Below are 19316 nucleotides of genomic sequence, written 5' to 3'. Positions count from 1 at the left end.
CCCCGCCTCAAGATCCAAGCCACAGGGCATAATGGGCTAGCAACTTCTTTTGAACAGGGATCCGCAGCAGCATGGGACGGGCAAAGAAAGTGGTATTGGCCTATTCGGGGGGCGTCGATACTTCCGTCTGCATCCCCTATCTCAAGCACGAGTGGGGGGTGGAATCGGTGGTCACCCTGGCGGTGGACTTGGGTCAGGGGGCGGAGCTGGAGGCCATTCAAGCCAAGGCCCTGAGGGCCGGGGCCGAGCAATCCCTGGTGCGGGAGGCCGTCCAGACCCTGATTGCCGACTACGCCTTCCCCGCTATCCAGGCCAATGCCCTCTACGAGCAGCGCTACCCTCTCTCCACTGCCCTGGCCCGGCCCCTGATCGCCCAGCTGTTGGTGGAGGTGGCCGAAGAGGTGGGCGCCGACGCCGTGGCCCACGGCTGCACCGGCAAGGGCAATGACCAAGTCCGCTTCGACCTGGCCATCGCCGCCTTGAACCCCAAGCTCAAGGTGCTGGCCCCGGCGCGCGAGTGGGGCATGACCCGCGAGGAGACCATCGCCTACGGCGAGCGCTACGGCATCCCTATGCCAGTACAAAAATCCAGCCCCTACAGCATCGACCTCAACATCCTGGGCCGCAGCGTCGAAGCCGGGATCCTGGAGGACGCCGACCAAGAGCCGCCGGAGGAAGTCTACGCCCTCACCCGCTCTATTGCTCAAACCCCCGACGAGCCCGCCTACGTGGAGATCGCCTTTGAAGAGGGGATCCCGGTGGAGCTGGACGGGCAGCGCCTCGGCCCCAGAGCCCTCTTCGAGCGGCTCAACGCCTTGGCCGGCAGCCACGGTGTCGGTCGCATCGACATGATCGAGGATCGGCTGGTGGGGATCAAGTCGCGCGAGATCTACGAGTGCCCGGCCCTAACGGTGTTGATCCAGGCCCACCGCGAGCTGGAGAGCCTCACCCTCACTCGCGAGGTCCTCCACTACAAGTACGGCATCGAGACCACCTACAGCCAGTTGGTCTACAACGGCCTCTGGTACTCGCCGCTGCGGGAGGCCCTGGACGCCTTCATCCGCACCACCCAAAAAAGCGTTACCGGCGTGGTGCGGATGCGCCTGCACAAGGGCCAGGCGGTCTGCGTGGGCCGCCGCTCCCCTTACTCCCTCTACAACGCGGAGCTGGCCACCTACGGGGAAGGGGATCAATTCGACCACCGGGCTGCCGAAGGCTTCATCTACATCTGGGGCCTGCCTACCCGCACTTGGGCGCAGGTGCACCGCGGCAGTGGTGCTTGAACTCTACCGCCAGGCAATTTGTCCATCCGGGGTGCTGGTCAACCGGCTAGCCTGCTGGGGGGGAGGTGTCAAGCCGCTTGCCTGCTGGCACGACGGCGCAGGTGGGCCAGGTTTGCCACCGCGGAGGTGAGGGGCTCTCTCTAGGTTCCTGCCGTCCAGGTGTTGCCGTACTCGATCTGCTCCGGGGTAAGGCTGTCGATGGAGATCCCCATGGCTTTGAGCTTGAGGCGGGCGATGGCCTCGTCGATCTCTGCCGGAATGGGGTGCAGCCCTGGCGCCAGGCGGCCACGGTTTTTCACCAGGTACTCGCAGGCCAGGGCCTGGTTGGCAAAGCTCATGTCCATGACGCTGGCGGGATGGCCTTCGGCGGCAGCCAGGTTGATCAGCCGGCCCTCTCCCAGGACGAACACCGATTTGCCCGACTGGAGACGGTATTCTTCCACAAAGGGGCGCACCGTCTGCCGGGAAACCGTCCGCTCTTGCAGCGCCACCAGGTCGATCTCGATGTCGAAGTGGCCGGCGTTACAGACCATCGCCCCATCTTTCATACGGTCGAAGTGCTCGCCGCGGATGACGTGCTTGTTGCCGGTGACGGTGATGAACAGATCCCCCAGGGAAGCGGCCTCGGCCATGGGCATAACCCGAAAGCCGTCCATCACCGCCTCCAGGGCCCGCACCGGGTTGACCTCGGTCACGATTACCTGGGATCCCATGCCGCGGGCCCGCATCGCCACCCCCTTGGCGCACCAGCCGTAGCCGGCCACCACCACCGTTTTTCCGGCCAGAAGAATGTTGGTACAGCGCAGGATGCCGTCCAGGGTGGATTGGCCGGTGCCGTAGCGGTTGTCGAACAGGTGCTTGGTCTCGGCATCGTTGACGGTCATCACCGGGAAGCTGAGCACCCCCGCCTTAGACATGGCCCGCAGGCGCACCAGGCCGGTGGTGGTCTCTTCCGTGGTGCCGATGATCTCCGGGAGCTGCTCCTGGCGATGCTGCACCAGCTCCGCCGTCACATCGCCGCCGTCGTCGATGATCAAGTTGGGACGGTGATCCAAGGCAATTTGCACATGGCGGCGGTAGGTTTCCACATCTTCCCCCTTGATGGCAAAGACCGAGATGCCGTAGTCGGCCACCAGGCTGGCGGCCACATCGTCTTGGGTGGAGAGGGGGTTGCTGGCGATGAGGACGCTCTCCGCTCCCCCTGCCTGCAGCGCCAAGGCCAGATTGGCCGTCTCGGTGGTGACATGGCAGCAGGCCACCAGGCGCAGGCCGGCCAGGGGCTTTTCTTGGGCAAAGCGCTCCCGGATCTGGGCCAGCACCGGCATCTCCCGCGCCGCCCACTGGATCCGTTGCCTGCCCAGAGAGGCGAGGCCCAGGTCTTTAACTTCGTGCTTGGGGAGAGACAGGGTGGCGCTGGTCATCGAGAAGGCTCCAAAGAGAGTTGTCGAAAAAGGATAGAGGTTCAGCCGAGCTACACGGCCAGAGAGAGGGAGTTTCAGGCCGTTACAATGTCGGCAAGAGGGACAAACAGATGTCAACAGACCTGAACTATTCTGCCACAAGGGATCCCTTTTCGGCGCTGGGGCTGGACGTGGGCAACCGCCGCATCGGCGTGGCCGGCTCCGACGGGCTGGGGCTGCTGGCCACGGGGCTGGGGGTGATCCGGCGCCGTTCCCTGCCGGAAGATATCGCCCAAGTGCAGGCGTGGATCCGCCGCCGCCAAGCCACCGTGGTGGTGGTCGGGATCCCGCTTTTGGCGGATGGATCGGTGGGGTCCCAGGCCCGCAAGGTGCAGCGGTTTGTGCGGGCGCTGCAGGCGGCCGTGGATTTGCCGGTGGTTACGGTCAACGAGTACCTGAGCACCGTACAGGCGGAGTGGGATCTGCGCCAGGCCGGGATCCCGGCTAAGGCCCAGAAAGCGCTTATCGACCAGCAGTCGGCGGCAGTGATTCTCCAAACTTGGCTGGACGAGCGGCGCTATTCCCAGAGCTCAAAAGCGCCCTGCAGATAGTCTGCCAAAGCGTAGCTCACCCCTTCCTTGCCCGGTCGCTGTTCCACCAGCGCGACATCAAAGCGACAAGCTAGTTCAGCAAGATCAGGGTGCTGGCTCAAGAAAGCTTGGGCGGCCCGGATTAGGCGCTGCTGCTTTTGGATCCCAACCGCCAAAAGCCCCTTTTGATCCCAGCCCTGGCCACTGCGGGTTTTCACTTCCACAAAAATCAACTCCCCTGCCCTAGAGGCCACCAGATCCAGCTCTCCCCAACGACAGCGCCACTGTTGCGCCAGGATCTGCCAGCCTTGCTCCTCCAGGTACTGCCGCACACAAGCTTCGCCAGCCTCGCCCATGTTTTGGAGAGAAGTTCGCTTGGGCAAGGGATCCCCAGCCTACCTAGATACAAACTCCTCGAAGGAACTATTCAGAATCGCTCCCCCCTTGGCCCTAGTGGGCAGAGCCGTTGCCGTGATATTTATCGGTGTCGTAAAAGCCGTTGCGGGTGCCGAAGTAAAAACTTGCCAAAGAGAGGGCAAAAGCAACCCCCACCAAGACTAGCTTTGCATCCACGTGGCCTTCTCCTGATTTCCTCCTGAACCGTAACCATGATAGCCTGTCTCTCCTGCATAGCCCTCTTGTGGGAAGCAGCATCAACATCGGCAAGGCAGGGATCCCAAAGGCCTACGGGCGCGAACGGAGAGCTTTCCTGGATGAGCTGAGCATGCTACCATTCAGGCTAGAAAGGGAGTAGTCAGGCGGCTTACCGCCCTCTGCATCGACATACTGGCTAAAAACAGCCCGGTGCAAGAGACAAAGCAAGCCCGGCAGGCTGCTTTGGTGACGAGACTTTCACTGAGTTCACGCAGAGGTGAGCTTGGTGAGTCCGTCTGACTTTCCCAGCCTTCACCTCTAGGTGTGAACCGATTCTGCACACAAGAGAGGTTGGAGGCTAAACGATGTGGGCCGGTTTTGCGTCAAGTTTGCTGTTGGTTACGGTAGCGGAGTTTGGGGATAAAACCTTTTTTACCCCCCTGATTCTGGCTATGCGACACCCGCGCCGCTGGGTTTTCTTGGGGACGTGGCTGGCTTTGGCCGTGATGACCTTGCTGGCAGTGGTGGCCGGGAAGGTGCTTTTCAAGCTGCTGCCACCCCTGGGCGTGCGAGTGTTGTCGGCTGGGGTTTTCGCGGCTTTTGGGCTGAGAATGCTCTGGCAAGCTTACAAGATGACTCCCCAGCAGGAAAAAGAAGAAGAGGAAGAAGCCCTCAGGCTGGTGGAGCAGGCAGAAGAAAAAGGGGCGGGCCGCGGCGGTGCTTGGGCCATTGTGTGGGAAGCCTTTAGCTTGACAGCCTTGGCCGAGTTCGGGGATAAAACCCAGATTGCCACCGTCTCCTTGGCGGCCACCCACCCGGGATTGAGCGTCTGGGCAGGGGCTACCCTCGGCCATGGGCTGACGGTGGGGCTGGCGGTGGTGGGAGGTCGTTTTTTAGCAGCTCACATCTCTGAACGCGCCGTGCATTGGGTGGGGGGCGGCTTATTTCTGGTGTTTGCGTTGCTGACCGGTTGGGAGCTGCTGGGATCCGGGATCAGCTAGAAATCGCAGGAGCCCCGCACTGTACCCGTAGGGTCAGTGCCGGGAGGAATGCGCTTTGATGAAGTACAATGAACTTATGAGTCAAGTCCTGACCATATCCTATAAGCTCAAGGTGTCCCCGTCGCAAGCCGCCAAATTGGACGCGACGATGGATGCCTTTGTGCAGGCACTGAACTGGGTCAACCAGAACACGCCGGAGAAGATCGTCAACGCGGTCAAACTGCAATCCCTTTGCTACTACGAGATTCGAGCCCGGTTCGGCTTGTCCAGTAACTTGGCTCAACAGGTGTGCAGACGGGTGGCAGGCGCTCGCAAAGTGGCAAGACAGCGCAACCGTCCAGTTAAAGAGTTCAAGCGTAGGTTCGTTACCTACGACGCACGTATCTTTTCATTCCGCGAGAAAGACTGGACGGTGTCGCTGACCACGGTTGAAGGGAGAGAACGCTTTGAGCTAGCCATTGGCAACTACCAGCGTGGGATGCTGGCTGGCTCTAACCCCAAATCGGCCACCCTAGTCCAGCGGAAGGACGGCTCCTACTACATCCAGATTTGCGTAGAGAAAAACCCGCCCAAGCAACAAGATACTGACAGGGTGATCGGGGTGGACTTGGGCAGGACGGATATCGCCCATACGTCAGAGGGGGACAATTGGAATGGACAGCAGTTGAACCGAGTCCGCGACCACTACTCCAAGCTGAGGGCGGTACTCCAACGCAAAGCCAGTAAGGGCACCCGCAGTTCGCGGCGCAGATGCCGTCAACTGTTGCAACGGCTGTCTGGCAAGGAAAGACGCTTTCAGGCGTGGGTCAATCATCGCATCTCCAAAGCTATTGTCTCTAGGGCAAAGGCGACAAACAGCGCTCTTGCTCTGGAAGACTTGACAGGGATTCGGGAAAGGGTCAATCAACAGCCCCGCAGCAAGACAGAGCGTAGGCGGGCAAATAGTTGGGCGTTTTATCAACTCCGTCAATTTTTGGAGTACAAGGCTCTGCGTGCGGGGGTTGCTCTGATTCTTGTTCCGCCTGCCTACACGTCGCAGACCTGCCACCGGTGTTTGCACATTCATCCCGATCCTGCGCAATCCTACCGCAGTGGCAAGTCGTTCAAGTGTGGGCACTGTGGATGGGAAGGGGATGCGGATTTGAATGGTGCGAATGTGATTGCGCTTTTGGGGGCTGCTGTAAACCAGCCTAGAGGTTCGGGCTTGTTTTGTTCTCTGGTAGAGCAGAACAGGCTCAGGGCTACTGAAAGCCCGCTCCGTACCGCTTAGCGGTCGGAGCCGGGTAGTTTACAAGTTCCTGGAAGCTGCTGTTGCGGCCTCCGTAGCGCAGGTGCATGTGCACCGGATCCCCGTGGGGTGCCCGCAGAATCACATAGGTGAAGGTCTCGCAACTGGCGTCTGCTCCAGGCCGCAACTGAAACAAATCCCAGATGGAACTTAAGGAGCGCTCAGGGTAGTAGAAGGGATCCGGCGCAGCCCCCCGATAGGCGTAGCGACAATTTTCCGCCAGGGGCTTTTTCCCCTCCAGATCGGCGTAGAAGGAGAAGAACTCCATCTTCTCGAACTTCACCCGCTTTGGATTGCGCGGATCGTTGGCCGATTGTTCCAGGGACGTATCCAGAGTGAAAACACCATCAATTCCCAGGTAGGGCACTTTATAAGCATTGGGGGACACAATCTGCAGCTCTAAGGCTGCCGCAGCCGCTCCAAAACCCAAGAGACTCAAGCTGCCGATCAGCCAGGCTAGGGCCGTTGAAGAACAAACTTGACGAGAGGGCATAAAACTTCGTCGTGCCTGTATTGTGCAGTAAAGTCCAGACCAGTCTAAGAAAAGCTTTGAGCTCGTACTATCCCACTGGGGGGCATCTGGCGAGAAATTCGCCGACTGCAGGTGCAGCTCTGAGGAACGGGATCCTAAGACAAGGCGGTAGAATTGAGGTCAGGCTCACCGTAGAGGGGCCAGGTTGGCTGCCCAAGCCTGACTGTCTGGAAACTGTTTTGAAAGCGAGGAAAACCCCGTGGAGCTAGCTGAGATTGAGGAGTTGATGAACAAAGCTGTGCAAGCCACACAGCGCTCCTTTAATACGGTGCGCACCGGGCGGGCCAATTCCAGCCTGCTGGATCGCATTCAGGTGGAGTACTACGGCGTGCCCACTCCCCTCAAGGCCCTGGCCAGCCTCACCACGCCAGACTCCAGCACTCTCTTGATCCAGCCTTTTGATCCCTCGACCCTGGCGGCCATTGAGCGGGCCATTGTCGCCTCTGACCTAGGTCTAACCCCCAGCAACGACGGCAAGGTGGTGCGGCTCACCATTCCCCCCCTGACAGAAGAGCGGCGCAAAGAGCTGAGCAAACAGGTGGCCAAGCTGGCCGAAGAGGGGCGAGTCTCGATCCGCAACATCCGGCGGGATGGCATTGACTCGGTGCGCAAGCGAGAGAAAAATGGCGAGCTGTCTGAAGATGAGTCCAAAAGCTTGCAGGATGCCATCCAGAAACTAACTGACCGCTACATTAAGAAGATCGATGAGCTGCTGGCAGAAAAAGAAAAGGAGCTGACGACCCTGTGAAGGCTCCTTGCTGGCATCCTCCCCACTCTACTGGATTGCTTCTGCGCAGCGGTAGGACGGGGTTATGACCCAATTTTTTGATAAAAACCCGGACACCCGTCCTGAAACTTAGCTTCGAGGTTTTCACTTGCCCCTCGGAGTTGAGCAGCCCTTCATTTCTTCTTGTCCGACTCCAACAAGAGGGATCCCGGCTTAGGCCAGGATGGAAGAGCGGAATACGACAACTCTTGCCGCAATGGATCTGATCCTGTGCCATCAATCGGCGGATTTCGACACCCTGGGGGCGGCGGTGGGAGCGGCCTGCCTGTATCCGGGTGCCCGCATCGCCTTGACCGGGGGATCCCTGCCGGGGGTGCAGGAGTTTTTGGCCTTGTACCGAGATGAATTTCCCCTCATCGAGCTGCGCTCTGTGGATCCGGGACAGGTGCAGCGGTGGATTGTTGTGGATTGTCACGATCCGGATCGCTTGGGAAAAGCTGCCGCTTGGTTGAGCGTCCCCGGCACCCAAATCGAGATTTTCGACCATCACCTCAGGGATCCGGAAACCCCACCGGATGGCTTTTGGCCGCAGCAGCAGGTGAACTGTCATATCGAGGCCGTGGGGGCCACCTGTACCTTGCTGGTGGAGCGGCTGCAGGCTGCTGGGATCCCTCTCAGCCCTTTTGAGCGGCTGGCGCTGGCTTTGGGCATTCACATGGATACGGGATCCCTGACCTTCCCGGAGACCACCGCCCGCGATGCTGCTGCCCTGAGCTGGCTGTTGGATCAGGGGGTGAACCTGGTCTTGTTGCGGCGCTTTTTGGGGGATGGCCTCACCCCAGAGATGCGCGAGCTGCTCAGCCAGGGGTTGGCCCAGATGCAGGTGCAGCAGGTGGGGGAGTATCGCCTGGGAGAATGGCTGCTGGAGCTGCCGGAGTTTGTGCCCGGCTTGGCCAGCCTGGTGATGCGGCTGATGGATCTGACGGGAGTGGATGTGCTGCTCTTGGTGGCGCGGCAGGGGGAGCGGCTCAGCCTGATCGGGCGGGCGCGGCAGGAGTTTGCCCAGTTGGGCAGGGTGATGGCCCTCTACGGCGGCGGTGGACACGATTGTGCTGCAGCAGCCACGTTAAAAGCCAGCCCAGAGCAGCCTTTGCCCGACCCGGCCCAAGTCATGGCGGCCCTCAGGCAGGCTGTCCAAGAGCGGATCCCGCCCCCGGTGACGGCCAAAGATTTGATGTCGGCTCCGGTGCGCACCATCCGACCGGAGATCACCATCGACGAGGCCCAGCGGGTGCTGCTGCGCTACGGCCATTCCGGCCTGGTGGTGGTGGACGCTCAAGGTCGCCTGGTGGGGGTGATCTCGCGGCGGGATATCGATATCGCCCTGCACCACGGATTTGGCCATGCCCCCGTCAAGGGCTACATGACCACCGACGTGAAAACCCTCTCCCCCGACACCCCCTTGGCGGAGATTCAGCGGTTGATGGTGCAGTGGGATATTGGCCGCCTGCCGGTTCTCCAGGATGGACAGTTGGTGGGCATTGTAACTCGCACCGATGTGTTGCGGCACCTACACGAGTTGCCGGCCCTCTCACCCCAGTTGGCTTTGCCCACCCTTTCCTGCCCTTTGGATCTCACCTTCGCGGCCCTGTCGGAGCGGCATCGACAGTTGCTGGAGCAGGCCGCCCACATCGCCGATGAGAAGGGCCTGAGGTTGTATCTGGTGGGGGGAACGGTGCGGGATCTGCTGCTGCACCGGTGGGGACGGCAGCCCTCGCCCAACCTGGAGCGGCTGGATCTGGACTTGGTGGTGGATGGGCCCTACTCTCCGGCCCTGGATGGGACGGATCCCCCGGGCTGGGGCTTGATTTTGGGACAAGCGCTCAAACAGCGCTTCCCGGAAGCGCGGCTGGAGATCCACGGCAAATTCCAAACGGCGGCCTTGATCTGGCCAGGCGGCTTTTGTGTGGATATCGCCAGCGCCCGCACGGAGTTTTATCCCTACCCGGCCTCTCCCCCCGAAGTGGCCATGGGATCCATCCAGCAAGACCTCTATCGGCGGGATTTTTCCATCAACGCCTTGGCCTTGCGCCTCAACGGCCCCCAGCGAGGACAGGTGCTGGATTTTTTCGGCGGACAAGCAGATCTGCAACAGGGGATCATCCGGGCATTACACCCCAACAGCTTCATCGAGGATCCCACCCGCATTTATCGGGCGGTGCGCTTTGCGGTGCGCTTGGGCTTCGCCCTGGACTCGACCACAGAAAAATGGATCCGCGCTGCCGTGGCCAGTGGTCTGCACGATGCCGTCGGCGGGGATCGCCTCAAGCAGGAGCTGGCCTACATTCTCGGATCCCGCGATTGGCCCCAAGCCTTTGAGCGGCTGGCAGAATGGGGAGCTTTGCGCTGTATTCACCCCGACCTGGAGTGGGATCCCTCCCTGTGTCAGCGGTTGCAACGGGTGGGCCGCTGGGCCTATCACTTTCGCCGCCGCTATCCTGAGCTGGGATCCCAGGAGATCTGGCAACTGCGCCTAGAGGCTCTCCTCCTCACCCTACCCCAAGCCCCCCAGGTGGCCAGCCAACTCCACCTCACCCAAGCAGGCATCGAACGCCTCAGCCATTCCTCCTATTACCAAACCCTGTTGGCCCAACTGGATCCCAGCACCCTCTCTCCGGCCCAGGTGGTGCAACTGCTGCAGGGGCTGCGGATCCCAGCAGTGATTTTGGTGGCCGGGATCGCCCCCAAGCCGGCCCGGCGGCTGATCTGGCGCTATTTGCAGGAGTGGTACTGGGTGAAGCCGCTGCTCAACGGCCACGATCTGCGTCGTCTGGGTTATAAGCCAGGTCGCCCCTTCCAAGCCATTTTGGAGCAACTGCGTTGCCTCACCCTGAACGGTGAACTCACCACCCCGGCAGAAGCTGAAGCCTGGCTACAAGAACACTTCCCCCTGCTGCAAGCTCAATACCGAGGAAGAAAGTAGAAGGGCAAATCAGTCGAAATAGAAGAGAGTGACCAACTTGTGTTGTTCCTCAGCATGCTTGCAGGCATCCAGCAGCGTGACGCTGTCGTGGAAGACAAAGCAGATCAACTGCTGGCACTTGCCGATGATCTCCAGGTTGCACAGGCGGCTGGCCTCCGCCAGGGGAAGATGGTCGTTTTCGGGATGCTCCACCAGATGCAGCACCTGCTCCAGGCTGGCCCGCGACTCTGCCGGCTGTCGCTCCAAACTCTGGGGCAAGATCACCGTCAAGGACTTCATGTCCGCCCGCATCGCCCCCCGAATGACGGCCAAGTTGGTGCCAATGGCCCCAGAGGTGAGGATCTGATTGCCGGTAAGGGCCAGGGCATAACTGAGGGTCTCGATCAAATACTGATGGGTAATGGGCACATGACGGCTGCCCAGGATGGCCACTCGCTTCGGCCCAACTTGCTGAATGGCGGCCAACTCCTGCAAAAACGTATCAACGCTGGTGGGGACATCAATAGACTGGGTCAACGGGATCCCTCGGCAGATTCTCTAGATCTTGGCTAGGCTATGCTATCTCAAATTTTCGCTTTGGGATCCGGCCAAGTTGAAGCTCTACGGCTTCAGCTCCGCACTTTTGGTGAAGTGCTAAGGCTGTCTGCAGCAACCTGGGCTTGGCTTTGCGCAGAAGATCCCGCCTGGATGTGGATGGTGTAGCTCATACTGCTGTGAACGCCCTTGCCCAGCCAATGGCCGTAAATGGGAGCGGCATCTCTGGGGTAAGCGCTGGCCGCCAAAGCCACATGACCATCGGCCACGGCCAACCCCTGGGTGGGATCAAAGCCCCGCCAACCGGCCCCCGGCAAGTACACCTCCGCCCAAGCGTGCAGATGACGGCGCCCAGGCTCTGGGGGTTCTCCGCCCATGCTCTCCCCCGAAGGCCGTGAGGGGCTGACCTGGTAGCCACTGACAAAGCGCGCGGCCAAGCCTACCGTACGGCAGACCTCCATGAACACCAGGGCCAAATCGCGGCAGGCTCCGGTTTTGCGATGCCAGGTCAAGCCGGCAGGCCAGGGATCCCCCTTTTCCCGCAAGATGTGGCGGCATTCTGAATAGATGCGCTGGTTCAGCGCCGGCAGAAAAGCTGTCGTTTCCCCCTGCACGTGATCCCATAGCTCCCAGGCCAAGGCCTGGATGCCGGGATCCGCCTGAGCCGTCAGATAAGGCTGTAATTGGGCTGCCAGCGTGCTGGGATAGTCGATGGGGAGATGGGTGGCCCAATCGCAGAGCAGGTAGTCGAAGGGATTCTGCCGCAGGGTGAGCACCGTGGCCTGAGTTTGGATGCGCAAGTGCTCGGTGGGATCCCCAAACCAGAGCCGAACCGCCGCGTTGCCCTCCAGGTCCACCAGCGCCGATTGGCCCACCGGCTGCGGATCCACCTGCAACTCAAAAGCCAGGAGAGTTTGGATCCCGTCGCAGCGCGGTCGCAATCGCACCGTGTGGGGCTCCAGTTGGACTGGACGACTGTAGCGATATTCGATGAGATGGCGGATCTGAATTTGCACAGGCCAAATGACGGGCAAGGAGTTTTATCACAGGCAAAGGAGCACCGAGATCAGGCAACCCAAACTGCTCCCAGATCAAAGCCAAGAAGCGGTTGCATCGTCTGCCCGAGATCTCTAGACTTCAGGGATCCCGAGTTTGAGATCTCCGAGAGCTTTGCCCTGCCTTCCCAATCATCGAAACCTCCAGCTTAGAGCGGATGTACTCCCCAGCCTGTACAGGAGCATAGCGAGGGGGATTTGCTGCATTCTGGCATGTGGGCAGGCATTCGATCCAAGCATCGTCCCGAGGAGCTGTAAAGTAAACCAAAGACAGGCGGCGACTGGAACCGAAAGCCGATCGGGGTGGATTGACCACGCGGTGCAACGTGGAGCGCCAACGGTCATTGGTCCAACGGGATAGCAGATCGCCAACGTTGATGACAAAGGCGTTGGGAACAGCCTGCACATCAATCCACTCTCCTGCTTTGGAGTACACCTGCAGCCCTCCCGGCGCCCCATCCTGTCGCAGAATCGTGAAGCCACCGTAGTCGGAGTGAGCCCCATAGCGTAGCTGTCCCGGGATGGGCTCCACCTCCTGTTCAGGATAATGCACAGCCCGCAGCACTCCCCCTTTCCCCTCCATAAAAGGCAGAAAATAGGTTTCCGGCAGATCCAAAGCCAACGCGCCCATGCGCATCAAGGTTTGGGTGAGCTGAAGCAGAGCCGCATCATAAGCCAGAAGAGCAGCCCGCAGTCCTGCTGGATGGGTGGGCCAAAGGTTGCCCGAATCCGGATCCACCCCTGCTTGGGGCCGTTGTGGATCTTCCCGAAACAGGTCATTGAACACCAGCGCCTCACAGAGATCGTAGGGAACCTCTGCCCCACGGGTAGCGGCTACACTTTCGATGCCAATCGGCAGGTATCCCTGGTTTTTGACGCGATCCGGAGTCACCACCTCCATTTTTTGTTCCAGCGGCAGGTCGAAGAAAGCCCTCGCTCTCTCGTAGGCTGTTTGTATGATGGCCTCCGGGATCCCATGCCCTGTGATCACCACAAACCCCACCTCCTCCAAGGCTGCCCCAAAAGCCTTTGCAACCCCTAGCGGATCCGTGCCCTCCCGAAAGGGGGTCAAATCCAGACAAGGGATCCCAGCTTGCTCAAAGGAAGAAACTGGAGACATAGCCGACATAGAGACAGGTGCTCAGAACAGCTCCTACCCTACAAAGAGAACTTGCCCCAAGACTGTGTGGGCGGATACCCCCTCAAAGCCAGCGCCAGCTCAACCCCATATCGAAACTAGGGATATTCTTGCTTGGCCTGTTGCCAGAGGACTTCCAGCTCCTGGAGACTGCGCCCTTTCAGAAGGGAGCTTATGCCATCGCCGGGCAGGGATCCCGCTGGTTCCTGAGCCAGCTCTTCCATGCGCAAAAAACGGCGAGCAAAGCGCAGGTTGGTTTGGGTTAGAGCATGACTCTAGTCAATAATAAGCTCAACTATACTGAAAATAATGTATAATATGTTCAGTACGGATTACTACCAGTTGATCTTTCTGTTTACTTTCGAGTCTGCCAACATGGTAGCCAAAGCAAAGCAGAAAATTGGTAGTAAGACGACACGGAAACTGCGCTTTGGGTATTCTACTCAAAGCTTTGCGGGATACCGCCATTCTGGTTGGAAACAAACAGAATGCTATCGCTGCATAGTTGAACAGTGATGTTCAGCAGTGTTCAGCGTAAATGTATCAGCTTGGGCAGCATCCAAACCATACCAACGGCCCAAGTTGACCAGGGCAAAAAGCAGATCCCCCAGTTCGGCTTCCTGCCGAGTTGGATCGGGGGGATCCCTCTCCAATTCTCGACGCAGCTCGGCTTCTTCCTCGCGGATCTTGGCCCAGATCCCCTCCACCGTTGGCCACTCAAACCCTGCCCCCACCACTTTGCAGGAAATTTTCAGGGCAGCCATTAGGGGAGGCAAACTTTGGGCATAGTGCAGCAGTTTTTGGCCAAGGCTTTGATCCGGTCGCTCCCTTTGCTTGATCTGTTCCCAAGAGCGGTGCAACTCCGGAAGATCTGCCATCACAGCATCCCCAAACACATAGGGGTGACGGCGGATGAGCTTATCGGCAATTCCCGCAGCCACAGCTTCCAGATCAAAGTGGTTCTGCTCGGCAAAGATCTGAGACTGCAACACCACCTGCAACAACAAATCCCCCAGCTCTTCGGCAATTGCTGCCGGATCCCCGGCTCGAATGGCAGCTACCGTCTCATACGCTTCTTCAAGAATGTAGGGGGTAAGAGACTCTGGAGTTTGGGCCCGATCCCAAGGACACCCGTCGGGAGCGCGCAACCGAGCAACAACAGCCGCCAAACGACTCATGTGTGAGCTAGAGGCGGAACGCTCCAGATAAAGGTGGGCAAAATGGCCCGTCGCTTGAGGATCCCAGCTTTGGAGCGTCAATGGGCCGGCCACCACCTCCAAGTCTTCTGTTAGCAACGTAACAGACTGGACAGGAGAACAGATCTGTTGCAAAACACTGCGCAGCTTCGCCAGATCCTGGCCCCCACAGCTTTTCAGCAGCAGGGATCCCTGCTCAGCAGCGAACCACCGAGCCAGAGCCTGTTGCCAGTCGGGCTGAAGACTATCCAGCGTTTGCAGCATGGTCAAAAGGGTAGGTGCGGCCCAAATCCAAAAGGCGGCTGAGCTGCTCCAGATCGATGAAACTCAACTCCAAAAGGATCATCAGCAACGGCCCTTGCTGGCGATGCTGCAGCTTCTTGGCCAGGCTCAGTTGAGAACGGTCGATAATGCCCGTTTCCAATAGATATTCCTCAAGGGCTGGGGGGGGAATGGGATCTAGCATGGTCGTTTCGCAGCGCTGAAGAAGGACAAATATGAAACTGAGAAGATAGTAAACTAACGTAACTATTCTTAACACTCCTACAGAGTTTCGGCAAAGATCCGGCTGGCAAATAGGCCACAGGTGAGCTTACCAAGCCCTGTGCCCACAGCTCCACGGCAAGAAAACCCCTAAATTGCCTCAGCAAATGAGGTTTATGTATCCAAGGACACAAAAAATGGGTACCAAGAGTTCATGGTATGGTAGCAAATTGGCGATCAGTTGGCAGCACCCCGAAAGGCCGACTGCTTTTTCTTTGTGGGAAAAACCAACTCACCTTGCAAGATGTTACCTTTTTATCTCGTTGAATCCTCGTGCTTGATAAAAATCTTACAACAATTCTTCGGGGATCCAATCTGTTCGGCTCCTCTGGGATCTGCCCTAATGCTGTCATCCTGCTCGGGTTCGGTTTTGGGCATACATCGTCTTACGTTCAGCTAAGCTAGAGACACTTGCCACATGGACTCCCGTTATGTCTGAAGCCCAGGGTTTACTGCCGGTGGGGGCAACGGTTCAAGTGGTGGAGATGCCTCCTTACCTAAAAACGGCTGACCCAATGCCGATGTTGCGCCCGGCCCATTTGATCCGCTTGCACGAACAAGGGGTGATCCTGCAGCGGCGGCTGTTGGGCACCTACAGTGTGCAGTTTGCCAATGGCATCTTTCTCATAGACGGAAAATATCTCGCGCCGGTGGGATCCCTGTCCTGACACGCCCATCTCTCCTCCGAGCCAGCTGGATGGGTTTGCCGGCCTTTAGAACCTTTGGGAGCTGGCAGCTTTCTGCAGAAGCGAGCCTTCAACTGGCCGGCGGACTTTCGCGATAGCCTGAACCGCGGCTAGCCGCTTCTGACGCTTCAGCGAGCTCAGTTGCTTATTCCCGTCAGCGGTGTCGAAGTAGCTGACAGACCTGCCCAGCTTTTGGTAGCTGGTTTTGCGATCTGCCACCGCCGCGCTGTAGAGGGCTCAGCACATCCGCCCCCAGTGGTGCAAGAGTTTTTCTTGCTGGCGACTGGGATAAAGCTGGGCCGCGGCAGCGTTGCGTAGCCACAAAGTGACGCAGGGGGTTACCCTGCCATAGGGTGCCAGTCCGCTGCGCTGAGACTGGAGACTGCCGCGCATCAGGTTAACTCATGTTAATTTGGGGGCGTCTTCCTCTTCCATCCTGCGATCTCTATGAGCATTCAACTTCCTCGCTGGCTAGAACTGGCCTTGCCTTTCTTTCATCCTGTGCTGATGATTTTGGCGTTTGCGCTGGCCCTGTATGCCCTTTACCTGGGTCTGCAAGCGCGACGGGTGCGCACTGCCTCGGCAGAAGAACGCAAGGAGCTGATCAAAGGGAAGTTTGGTCAGCGGCATTTCCTCGCCGGATCCCTGTTCTTGGTGTTGATGGTGTTCGGAGCCCTGGGCGGCATGGGGGTTACCTACCTGAACAACGGCAAGCTGTTTGTTGGGCCTCACCTGCTGGCTGGGTTGGGCATTGTGGCCTTGGTGGCCAGCTCTGCGGCTCTAGCACCGCTGATGAAAGACGGGCAAAAGGTCTGGGCGCGTAATGTGCATGTCCTATTAAACGTGGTGATCCTGGCGATCTTGGGTTGGCAGGCGGTGACCGGCTTTCAGATTGTGCAGCGCATCGTCAACCAAATGCTGACCACACCCCAGGTGGCTTAATCTCCCCGAAAGACCCATGCAACCCTGAACAGGGCTGAGCTTTGGGAGGACTTTGTCCCGCTGGTGCGAGCCGAGAAGTCCGTCGACCCAAAGACTTCGGCCTCCCCTTTTCGGAACCCAGAGCTTCATCATGTCAGAATGGCAGAGCAGGCGCTGCATCCTTCGGCTGTAGAGGGGCGCAGTCTTGTTGCCGATACCCAGTTAACGCAACGGTTCTCCCTATGTCGGTTAGCCCTCTTCCCAGTTGGGTCAAGCGTTCCATCGGCAAAGCCAGCGAGACTTCAGCGGTGCAGCAGGTGATCAAGCAGCGGGGCCTGCACACCATTTGTGAGGAGGGGCGCTGTCCAAATCGAGCCGAGTGCTACAGCCAAAAAACCGCTACATTTCTGCTGATGGGAGGGATCTGTACCCGCGCCTGCTCTTTTTGCCAGGTGGCCAGTGGACGGCCCGCACCGTTGGATCCCGCAGAGCCGGAGAAAGTGGCCGAGGCGGTTGAGCTGCTGGGGCTCAGCTATGTGGTACTCACCTCGGTGGCCCGCGACGATCTGCCCGACCAGGGATCCGGTCGCTTTGTGGAGGTCATGGAGGCAATTCGGCGGCGCTGCCCCGGCACCCAGATCGAGGTGCTTACCCCCGACTTTCGCGGGGATCGCGAATGCATTGCCCGTGTGGTGGCTGCCCAGCCTGTTTGCTACAACCACAACATCGAAACGGTGCGACGCCTCTCCCAGGCAGTACGGCGCAGCTCCGGCTACGACTTGTCCTTGCGGGTTTTGCGAACGGTCAAGGAGCTGAATCCTGGATTACCCACCAAGTCTGGGCTGATGCTGGGGCATGGGGAGACCCGCGCAGAAGTGCTGGAAACTTTCCGGGATCTGCTGGCGGTGGGATGCAATCGTCTGACTCTGGGGCAATACCTACAACCTTCCTTGGCCCATCGCCCTGTGGAACGCTACTGGACTCCGGAAGAGTTTGCCGAGCTGGGCCAGATAGCCCGCCAGATGGGGTTTCGCCAGGTGCGCTCAGGGCCATTGGTGCGCAGCTCCTACCACGCTGCCGAAATGGTTGAGAACTAGGCCAGGGAGCTTGGCAGAGAGGCTGTGCAGTCTGTCATAGCCAACCTTTCCCGTCCGATCAAGGCACGAAGGCCCGCTTCCAGGCCGAACGCTCGGGCTGCAAACCGGCTGAGCACCTGTGGCGCCAGGGATCCCAGGCGATACAGGCTGACCCCCGCCACCAGACCCGGCAAAAGGCCGTTGCCCCAGTCTCCCCACAGCCAGGAACTCACCCCTTCCGCCAGCAGCAGCAGAGCCCCATTGAGCAGCAGCGGTCGCCACAGCCCCTCGCGAAAGGAGACTAGCCCCCTCCACAAGGCCGTCCGGGGTAGGTGAAGCCGCACTCCCAAGCCCAACAGCCAAAGGCCATCCAGCAGTGGGGCCAACAGCAAATCCAACCCCAGCGGAGCCAAGCCCACCACAATCCCCTTGCCGAGGGCGACAGCTTGGCCCCATTGCTCCACAAAGCGGGCATGATGCTGCCACTGTTTTTCCAAAATCTGAGCCTGAACCCGATCCAGCCGCTTCAACACATTCAAAGCCAGAAGGGATCCCGCCTCGGTTTGCAAAATCTGCAGAATTCGCCCCCGCAAGGCTTCAATTTGGGGTGCAGGCCGTTCCCATTCCAAAGTAATGCGGCCATCCGGCCAGTGGGTGCGGACTTTCAGGGGTTTTGGGCAGGCGGCCACGGTCAAAATCTCCTGTGGCGATACCCAGCCCAGGTGGCGGCTGATCTGGGCACAAATGGCCTGCAACTCCGCTTCGGAGTAGAGATCGCATTTGTTCAACACCAGCAGGATGGGCTTGTATAGAGTGCGCAGCTCCGAGAGAGCTTGGTATTCCAACTGGGTCAGGTCGGTGGCGATGACAAACACGATCAAATCCGCCGAGCGGGCCACATCCCAGGCCAACTGTTCGCGGGCTTCTCCTTCCACTTCGTTCAAACCCGGAGTATCCACCAGCTTCACTCGCCAAGGGATCCCTGGCTCCGGCTGCCACAGCAGGGATTGGGGCTGCTGAGTGACCCCATTGAGGGGGCCCACCTTCAATCGCTCCTCGCCGGTTAGGGCGTTCAGGACGGCCGACTTGCCACGGTTGACCAGCCCAAACACCGCAATGGAAAACAGCCGCGCGGTGAGGCGCTTGCGCAAAGTGGATAGAGCCCTGAACTCCGGTTGTAAATCCCGACGGCTGGCCAGAGATTGCCAATGATCCCAGCACCTTTGCAAAACGGTTTCGGCTTGGGTCAAGGGAGTGGTCATAGACAGGGGCAATGGACTAACCCTCACTCTAGAGGGAATTGCCCCTCAGGGCTAGCCGTTTCTCCCCCCCAGCGTGGGGAATCCAAACCCCACAAAATAGGGCATGATCACCCTAGGGTTCCGCCGAATCTCCTATGCTGTACCGCCTTCCCCAATCTCTGAAATGGCTTCGTGTGGGTGGATCCCATCGTTCTAAGCAAGAGCGCCAGATCGTGCGCAGCCTGCTGGCCTTTGCTGGGGCGCTGCTGGTTATGGATGTTGTGCTTCTGAGCGCCCTTCGCTAGTCCAACTTGGCAAGCCCATCGTTAGGTGATTCCGAACAAGTCTAAGTCTGAGGCATTCCTCTAGCACTGCTACAGGCAAGCACTCCCAGCCCCTTGCCCATTATGAGGAGAGGGGATCCCAGAATTGGCAAACAGTTGCACTGCAACTCGAAATAACCCCAACCCGATCAGAGGGTGGGAAGGGTTTTCCAAGTTACCAAGTTGCCTGTCAGCTAGAAATCGC

General features: G+C 59.3%; 21 protein-coding genes and 1 pseudogene. 11 read left to right on the top strand and 11 right to left on the bottom strand.

Features of this window, described 5'->3' with window-relative positions; genetic code table 11:
* Positions 1-71 precede the first annotated feature (71 nt).
* On the top strand, positions 72-1283 hold the full coding sequence (locus CYA_RS03340) for an argininosuccinate synthase (RefSeq protein WP_011429604.1): 1212 nt from the start codon (positions 72-74) through the stop codon (positions 1281-1283).
* A 140-nt stretch (positions 1284-1423) separates the two neighbouring features.
* On the opposite strand, the gene ahcY is transcribed toward CYA_RS03340, so the two are convergent.
* On the bottom strand, positions 1424-2704 hold the full coding sequence (gene ahcY, locus CYA_RS03335; protein WP_011429603.1) for an adenosylhomocysteinase: 1281 nt from the start codon (positions 2702-2704) through the stop codon (positions 1424-1426).
* A gap of 110 nt (positions 2705-2814) precedes the next feature.
* On the opposite strand from ahcY, the gene ruvX reads away from it, so the two are divergent.
* Positions 2815-3294, top strand: coding sequence for a Holliday junction resolvase RuvX (gene ruvX, locus CYA_RS03330; protein WP_011429602.1), 480 nt, complete (start codon positions 2815-2817; stop codon positions 3292-3294).
* Here the strand turns inward: ruvX and CYA_RS03325 are convergent.
* Both CYA_RS03325 and CYA_RS15560 read right to left on the bottom strand, forming a co-directional pair.
* On the bottom strand, positions 3261-3629 hold the full coding sequence (locus tag CYA_RS03325) for a YraN family protein (protein ID WP_049749715.1): 369 nt from the start codon (positions 3627-3629) through the stop codon (positions 3261-3263). The two genes, ruvX and CYA_RS03325, sit on opposite strands and share 34 nt — an antisense overlap.
* 94 nt (positions 3630-3723) lie before the next feature.
* On the bottom strand, positions 3724-3846 hold the full coding sequence (locus CYA_RS15560) for a hypothetical protein (RefSeq protein WP_041438124.1): 123 nt from the start codon (positions 3844-3846) through the stop codon (positions 3724-3726).
* 416 nt (positions 3847-4262) lie between these two features.
* On the opposite strand from CYA_RS15560, the gene CYA_RS03315 reads away from it, so the two are divergent.
* On the top strand, positions 4263-4868 hold the full coding sequence (locus tag CYA_RS03315; protein ID WP_255322528.1) for a TMEM165/GDT1 family protein: 606 nt from the start codon (positions 4263-4265) through the stop codon (positions 4866-4868).
* Between the two features lie 76 nt (positions 4869-4944).
* Positions 4945-6138, top strand: a complete 1194-nt coding sequence (locus CYA_RS03310) for an RNA-guided endonuclease InsQ/TnpB family protein (protein ID WP_011429599.1) — start codon at positions 4945-4947, stop codon at positions 6136-6138.
* Here CYA_RS03310 and CYA_RS03305 read toward each other — a convergent pair.
* Positions 6110-6649 (bottom strand): hypothetical protein, encoded by a 540-nt coding sequence (locus CYA_RS03305; RefSeq protein ID WP_011429598.1) that lies wholly within the window; start codon positions 6647-6649, stop codon positions 6110-6112. The two genes, CYA_RS03310 and CYA_RS03305, sit on opposite strands and share 29 nt — an antisense overlap.
* 238 nt (positions 6650-6887) lie before the next feature.
* Between CYA_RS03305 and frr the strand changes: the two genes are divergently transcribed.
* Positions 6888-7436, top strand: coding sequence for a ribosome recycling factor (gene frr / locus CYA_RS03300; protein WP_011429597.1), 549 nt, complete (start codon positions 6888-6890; stop codon positions 7434-7436).
* A gap of 235 nt (positions 7437-7671) precedes the next feature.
* On the top strand, positions 7672-10398 hold the full coding sequence (locus tag CYA_RS03295) for a CBS domain-containing protein (RefSeq protein ID WP_011429596.1): 2727 nt from the start codon (positions 7672-7674) through the stop codon (positions 10396-10398).
* A gap of 9 nt (positions 10399-10407) precedes the next feature.
* Here the strand turns inward: CYA_RS03295 and CYA_RS03290 are convergent, their stop codons facing one another.
* The 4 genes from CYA_RS03290 to CYA_RS15555 all read right to left on the bottom strand — a co-directional run bounded on the left by CYA_RS03290 (position 10408) and on the right by CYA_RS15555 (position 13349).
* Positions 10408-10914: a hypothetical protein gene (locus CYA_RS03290; protein ID WP_011429595.1), complete on the bottom strand. Its 507-nt coding sequence runs from the start codon at positions 10912-10914 to the stop codon at positions 10408-10410.
* Positions 10915-11006: 92 nt separating this feature from the next.
* Positions 11007-11966 (bottom strand): transglutaminase family protein, encoded by a 960-nt coding sequence (locus CYA_RS03285; protein ID WP_228375427.1) that lies wholly within the window; start codon positions 11964-11966, stop codon positions 11007-11009.
* 103 nt (positions 11967-12069) lie between these two features.
* Positions 12070-13107 (bottom strand): isopenicillin N synthase family dioxygenase, encoded by a 1038-nt coding sequence (locus CYA_RS03280; protein WP_041438122.1) that lies wholly within the window; start codon positions 13105-13107, stop codon positions 12070-12072.
* A 116-nt stretch (positions 13108-13223) separates the two neighbouring features.
* Positions 13224-13349, bottom strand: a complete 126-nt coding sequence (locus CYA_RS15555; RefSeq protein WP_255322527.1) for a hypothetical protein — start codon at positions 13347-13349, stop codon at positions 13224-13226.
* Positions 13350-13446: 97 nt separating this feature from the next.
* Between CYA_RS15555 and CYA_RS15690 the strand changes: the two are divergent.
* Positions 13447-13630, top strand: a pseudogene (locus tag CYA_RS15690) (hypothetical protein); the annotation flags it as partial.
* On the opposite strand, the gene mazG reads toward CYA_RS15690, so the two are convergent.
* Together mazG and CYA_RS03270 are read right to left on the bottom strand one after the other, a co-directional pair.
* Positions 13617-14585: a nucleoside triphosphate pyrophosphohydrolase gene (gene mazG, locus CYA_RS03275; RefSeq protein ID WP_011429591.1), complete on the bottom strand. Its 969-nt coding sequence runs from the start codon at positions 14583-14585 to the stop codon at positions 13617-13619. The pseudogene CYA_RS15690 and the gene mazG sit on opposite strands and share 14 nt — an antisense overlap.
* Complete coding sequence (locus CYA_RS03270; protein WP_041438119.1) at positions 14566-14787, bottom strand: DUF2949 domain-containing protein; 222 nt, start codon at positions 14785-14787, stop codon at positions 14566-14568. The genes mazG and CYA_RS03270 overlap by 20 nt, the downstream gene beginning before the upstream one ends.
* 508 nt (positions 14788-15295) lie before the next feature.
* Here CYA_RS03270 and CYA_RS03265 point away from each other — a divergent pair.
* The 3 genes from CYA_RS03265 (at position 15296) to lipA (ending at position 17568) form a co-directional block, all read left to right on the top strand.
* Complete coding sequence (locus CYA_RS03265; protein WP_011429589.1) at positions 15296-15532, top strand: DUF3148 domain-containing protein; 237 nt, start codon at positions 15296-15298, stop codon at positions 15530-15532.
* 465 nt (positions 15533-15997) lie between these two features.
* Positions 15998-16492 carry a DUF4079 domain-containing protein gene (locus CYA_RS03255; RefSeq protein ID WP_011429588.1) on the top strand — a complete coding sequence of 165 codons (495 nt, stop codon included), beginning with the start codon at positions 15998-16000 and terminating at the stop codon, positions 16490-16492.
* Positions 16493-16713: 221 nt separating this feature from the next.
* Entirely contained in the window at positions 16714-17568 is an 855-nt protein-coding gene (gene lipA, locus CYA_RS03250) for a lipoyl synthase (protein ID WP_011429587.1), read from the top strand.
* Here the strand turns inward: lipA and CYA_RS03245 are convergent.
* A complete protein-coding gene (locus CYA_RS03245) occupies positions 17565-18809 on the bottom strand; it encodes an Era-like GTP-binding protein (RefSeq protein WP_011429586.1) in 1245 nt (414 codons plus the stop codon). The genes lipA and CYA_RS03245 overlap by 4 nt on opposite strands.
* A gap of 134 nt (positions 18810-18943) precedes the next feature.
* On the opposite strand from CYA_RS03245, the gene CYA_RS14980 reads away from it, so the two are divergent.
* Positions 18944-19093, top strand: coding sequence for a hypothetical protein (locus CYA_RS14980; RefSeq protein ID WP_011429585.1), 150 nt, complete (start codon positions 18944-18946; stop codon positions 19091-19093).
* Positions 19094-19316 lie beyond the last annotated feature (223 nt).

Source organism: Synechococcus sp. JA-3-3Ab (assembly GCF_000013205.1).
Taxonomy (GTDB): domain Bacteria; phylum Cyanobacteriota; class Cyanobacteriia; order Thermostichales; family Thermostichaceae; genus Thermostichus.
Note: the sequence above shows the minus strand (reverse complement) of the source record. Positions and strands in the feature narration are given on the sequence as shown.

Excerpts from the sequence above, each read along its gene's own strand:
- CYA_RS15555 (WP_255322527.1), bottom strand. The coding sequence starts at position 13,349 with ATGGAAGAGCTGGCTCAGGAACCAGCGGGATCCCTGCCCGGCGATGGC.
- CYA_RS03325 (WP_049749715.1), bottom strand. The coding sequence starts at position 3,629 with ATGGGCGAGGCTGGCGAAGCTTGTGTGCGGCAGTACCTGGAGGAGCAA.
- CYA_RS03295 (WP_011429596.1), top strand. The coding sequence starts at position 7,672 with ATGGATCTGATCCTGTGCCATCAATCGGCGGATTTCGACACCCTGGGG.
- ruvX (WP_011429602.1), top strand. The coding sequence starts at position 2,815 with ATGTCAACAGACCTGAACTATTCTGCCACAAGGGATCCCTTTTCGGCG.
- CYA_RS03270 (WP_041438119.1), bottom strand. The coding sequence starts at position 14,787 with ATGCTAGATCCCATTCCCCCCCCAGCCCTTGAGGAATATCTATTGGAA.
- mazG (WP_011429591.1), bottom strand. The coding sequence starts at position 14,585 with ATGCTGCAAACGCTGGATAGTCTTCAGCCCGACTGGCAACAGGCTCTG.
- CYA_RS03265 (WP_011429589.1), top strand. The coding sequence starts at position 15,296 with ATGTCTGAAGCCCAGGGTTTACTGCCGGTGGGGGCAACGGTTCAAGTG.
- CYA_RS03340 (WP_011429604.1), top strand. The coding sequence starts at position 72 with ATGGGACGGGCAAAGAAAGTGGTATTGGCCTATTCGGGGGGCGTCGAT.
- ahcY (WP_011429603.1), bottom strand. The coding sequence starts at position 2,704 with ATGACCAGCGCCACCCTGTCTCTCCCCAAGCACGAAGTTAAAGACCTG.
- CYA_RS14980 (WP_011429585.1), top strand. The coding sequence starts at position 18,944 with ATGCTGTACCGCCTTCCCCAATCTCTGAAATGGCTTCGTGTGGGTGGA.
- CYA_RS03310 (WP_011429599.1), top strand. The coding sequence starts at position 4,945 with ATGAGTCAAGTCCTGACCATATCCTATAAGCTCAAGGTGTCCCCGTCG.
- CYA_RS03305 (WP_011429598.1), bottom strand. The coding sequence starts at position 6,649 with ATGCCCTCTCGTCAAGTTTGTTCTTCAACGGCCCTAGCCTGGCTGATC.
- CYA_RS03245 (WP_011429586.1), bottom strand. The coding sequence starts at position 18,809 with ATGACCACTCCCTTGACCCAAGCCGAAACCGTTTTGCAAAGGTGCTGG.
- CYA_RS03255 (WP_011429588.1), top strand. The coding sequence starts at position 15,998 with ATGAGCATTCAACTTCCTCGCTGGCTAGAACTGGCCTTGCCTTTCTTT.
- CYA_RS03280 (WP_041438122.1), bottom strand. The coding sequence starts at position 13,107 with ATGTCTCCAGTTTCTTCCTTTGAGCAAGCTGGGATCCCTTGTCTGGAT.
- lipA (WP_011429587.1), top strand. The coding sequence starts at position 16,714 with ATGTCGGTTAGCCCTCTTCCCAGTTGGGTCAAGCGTTCCATCGGCAAA.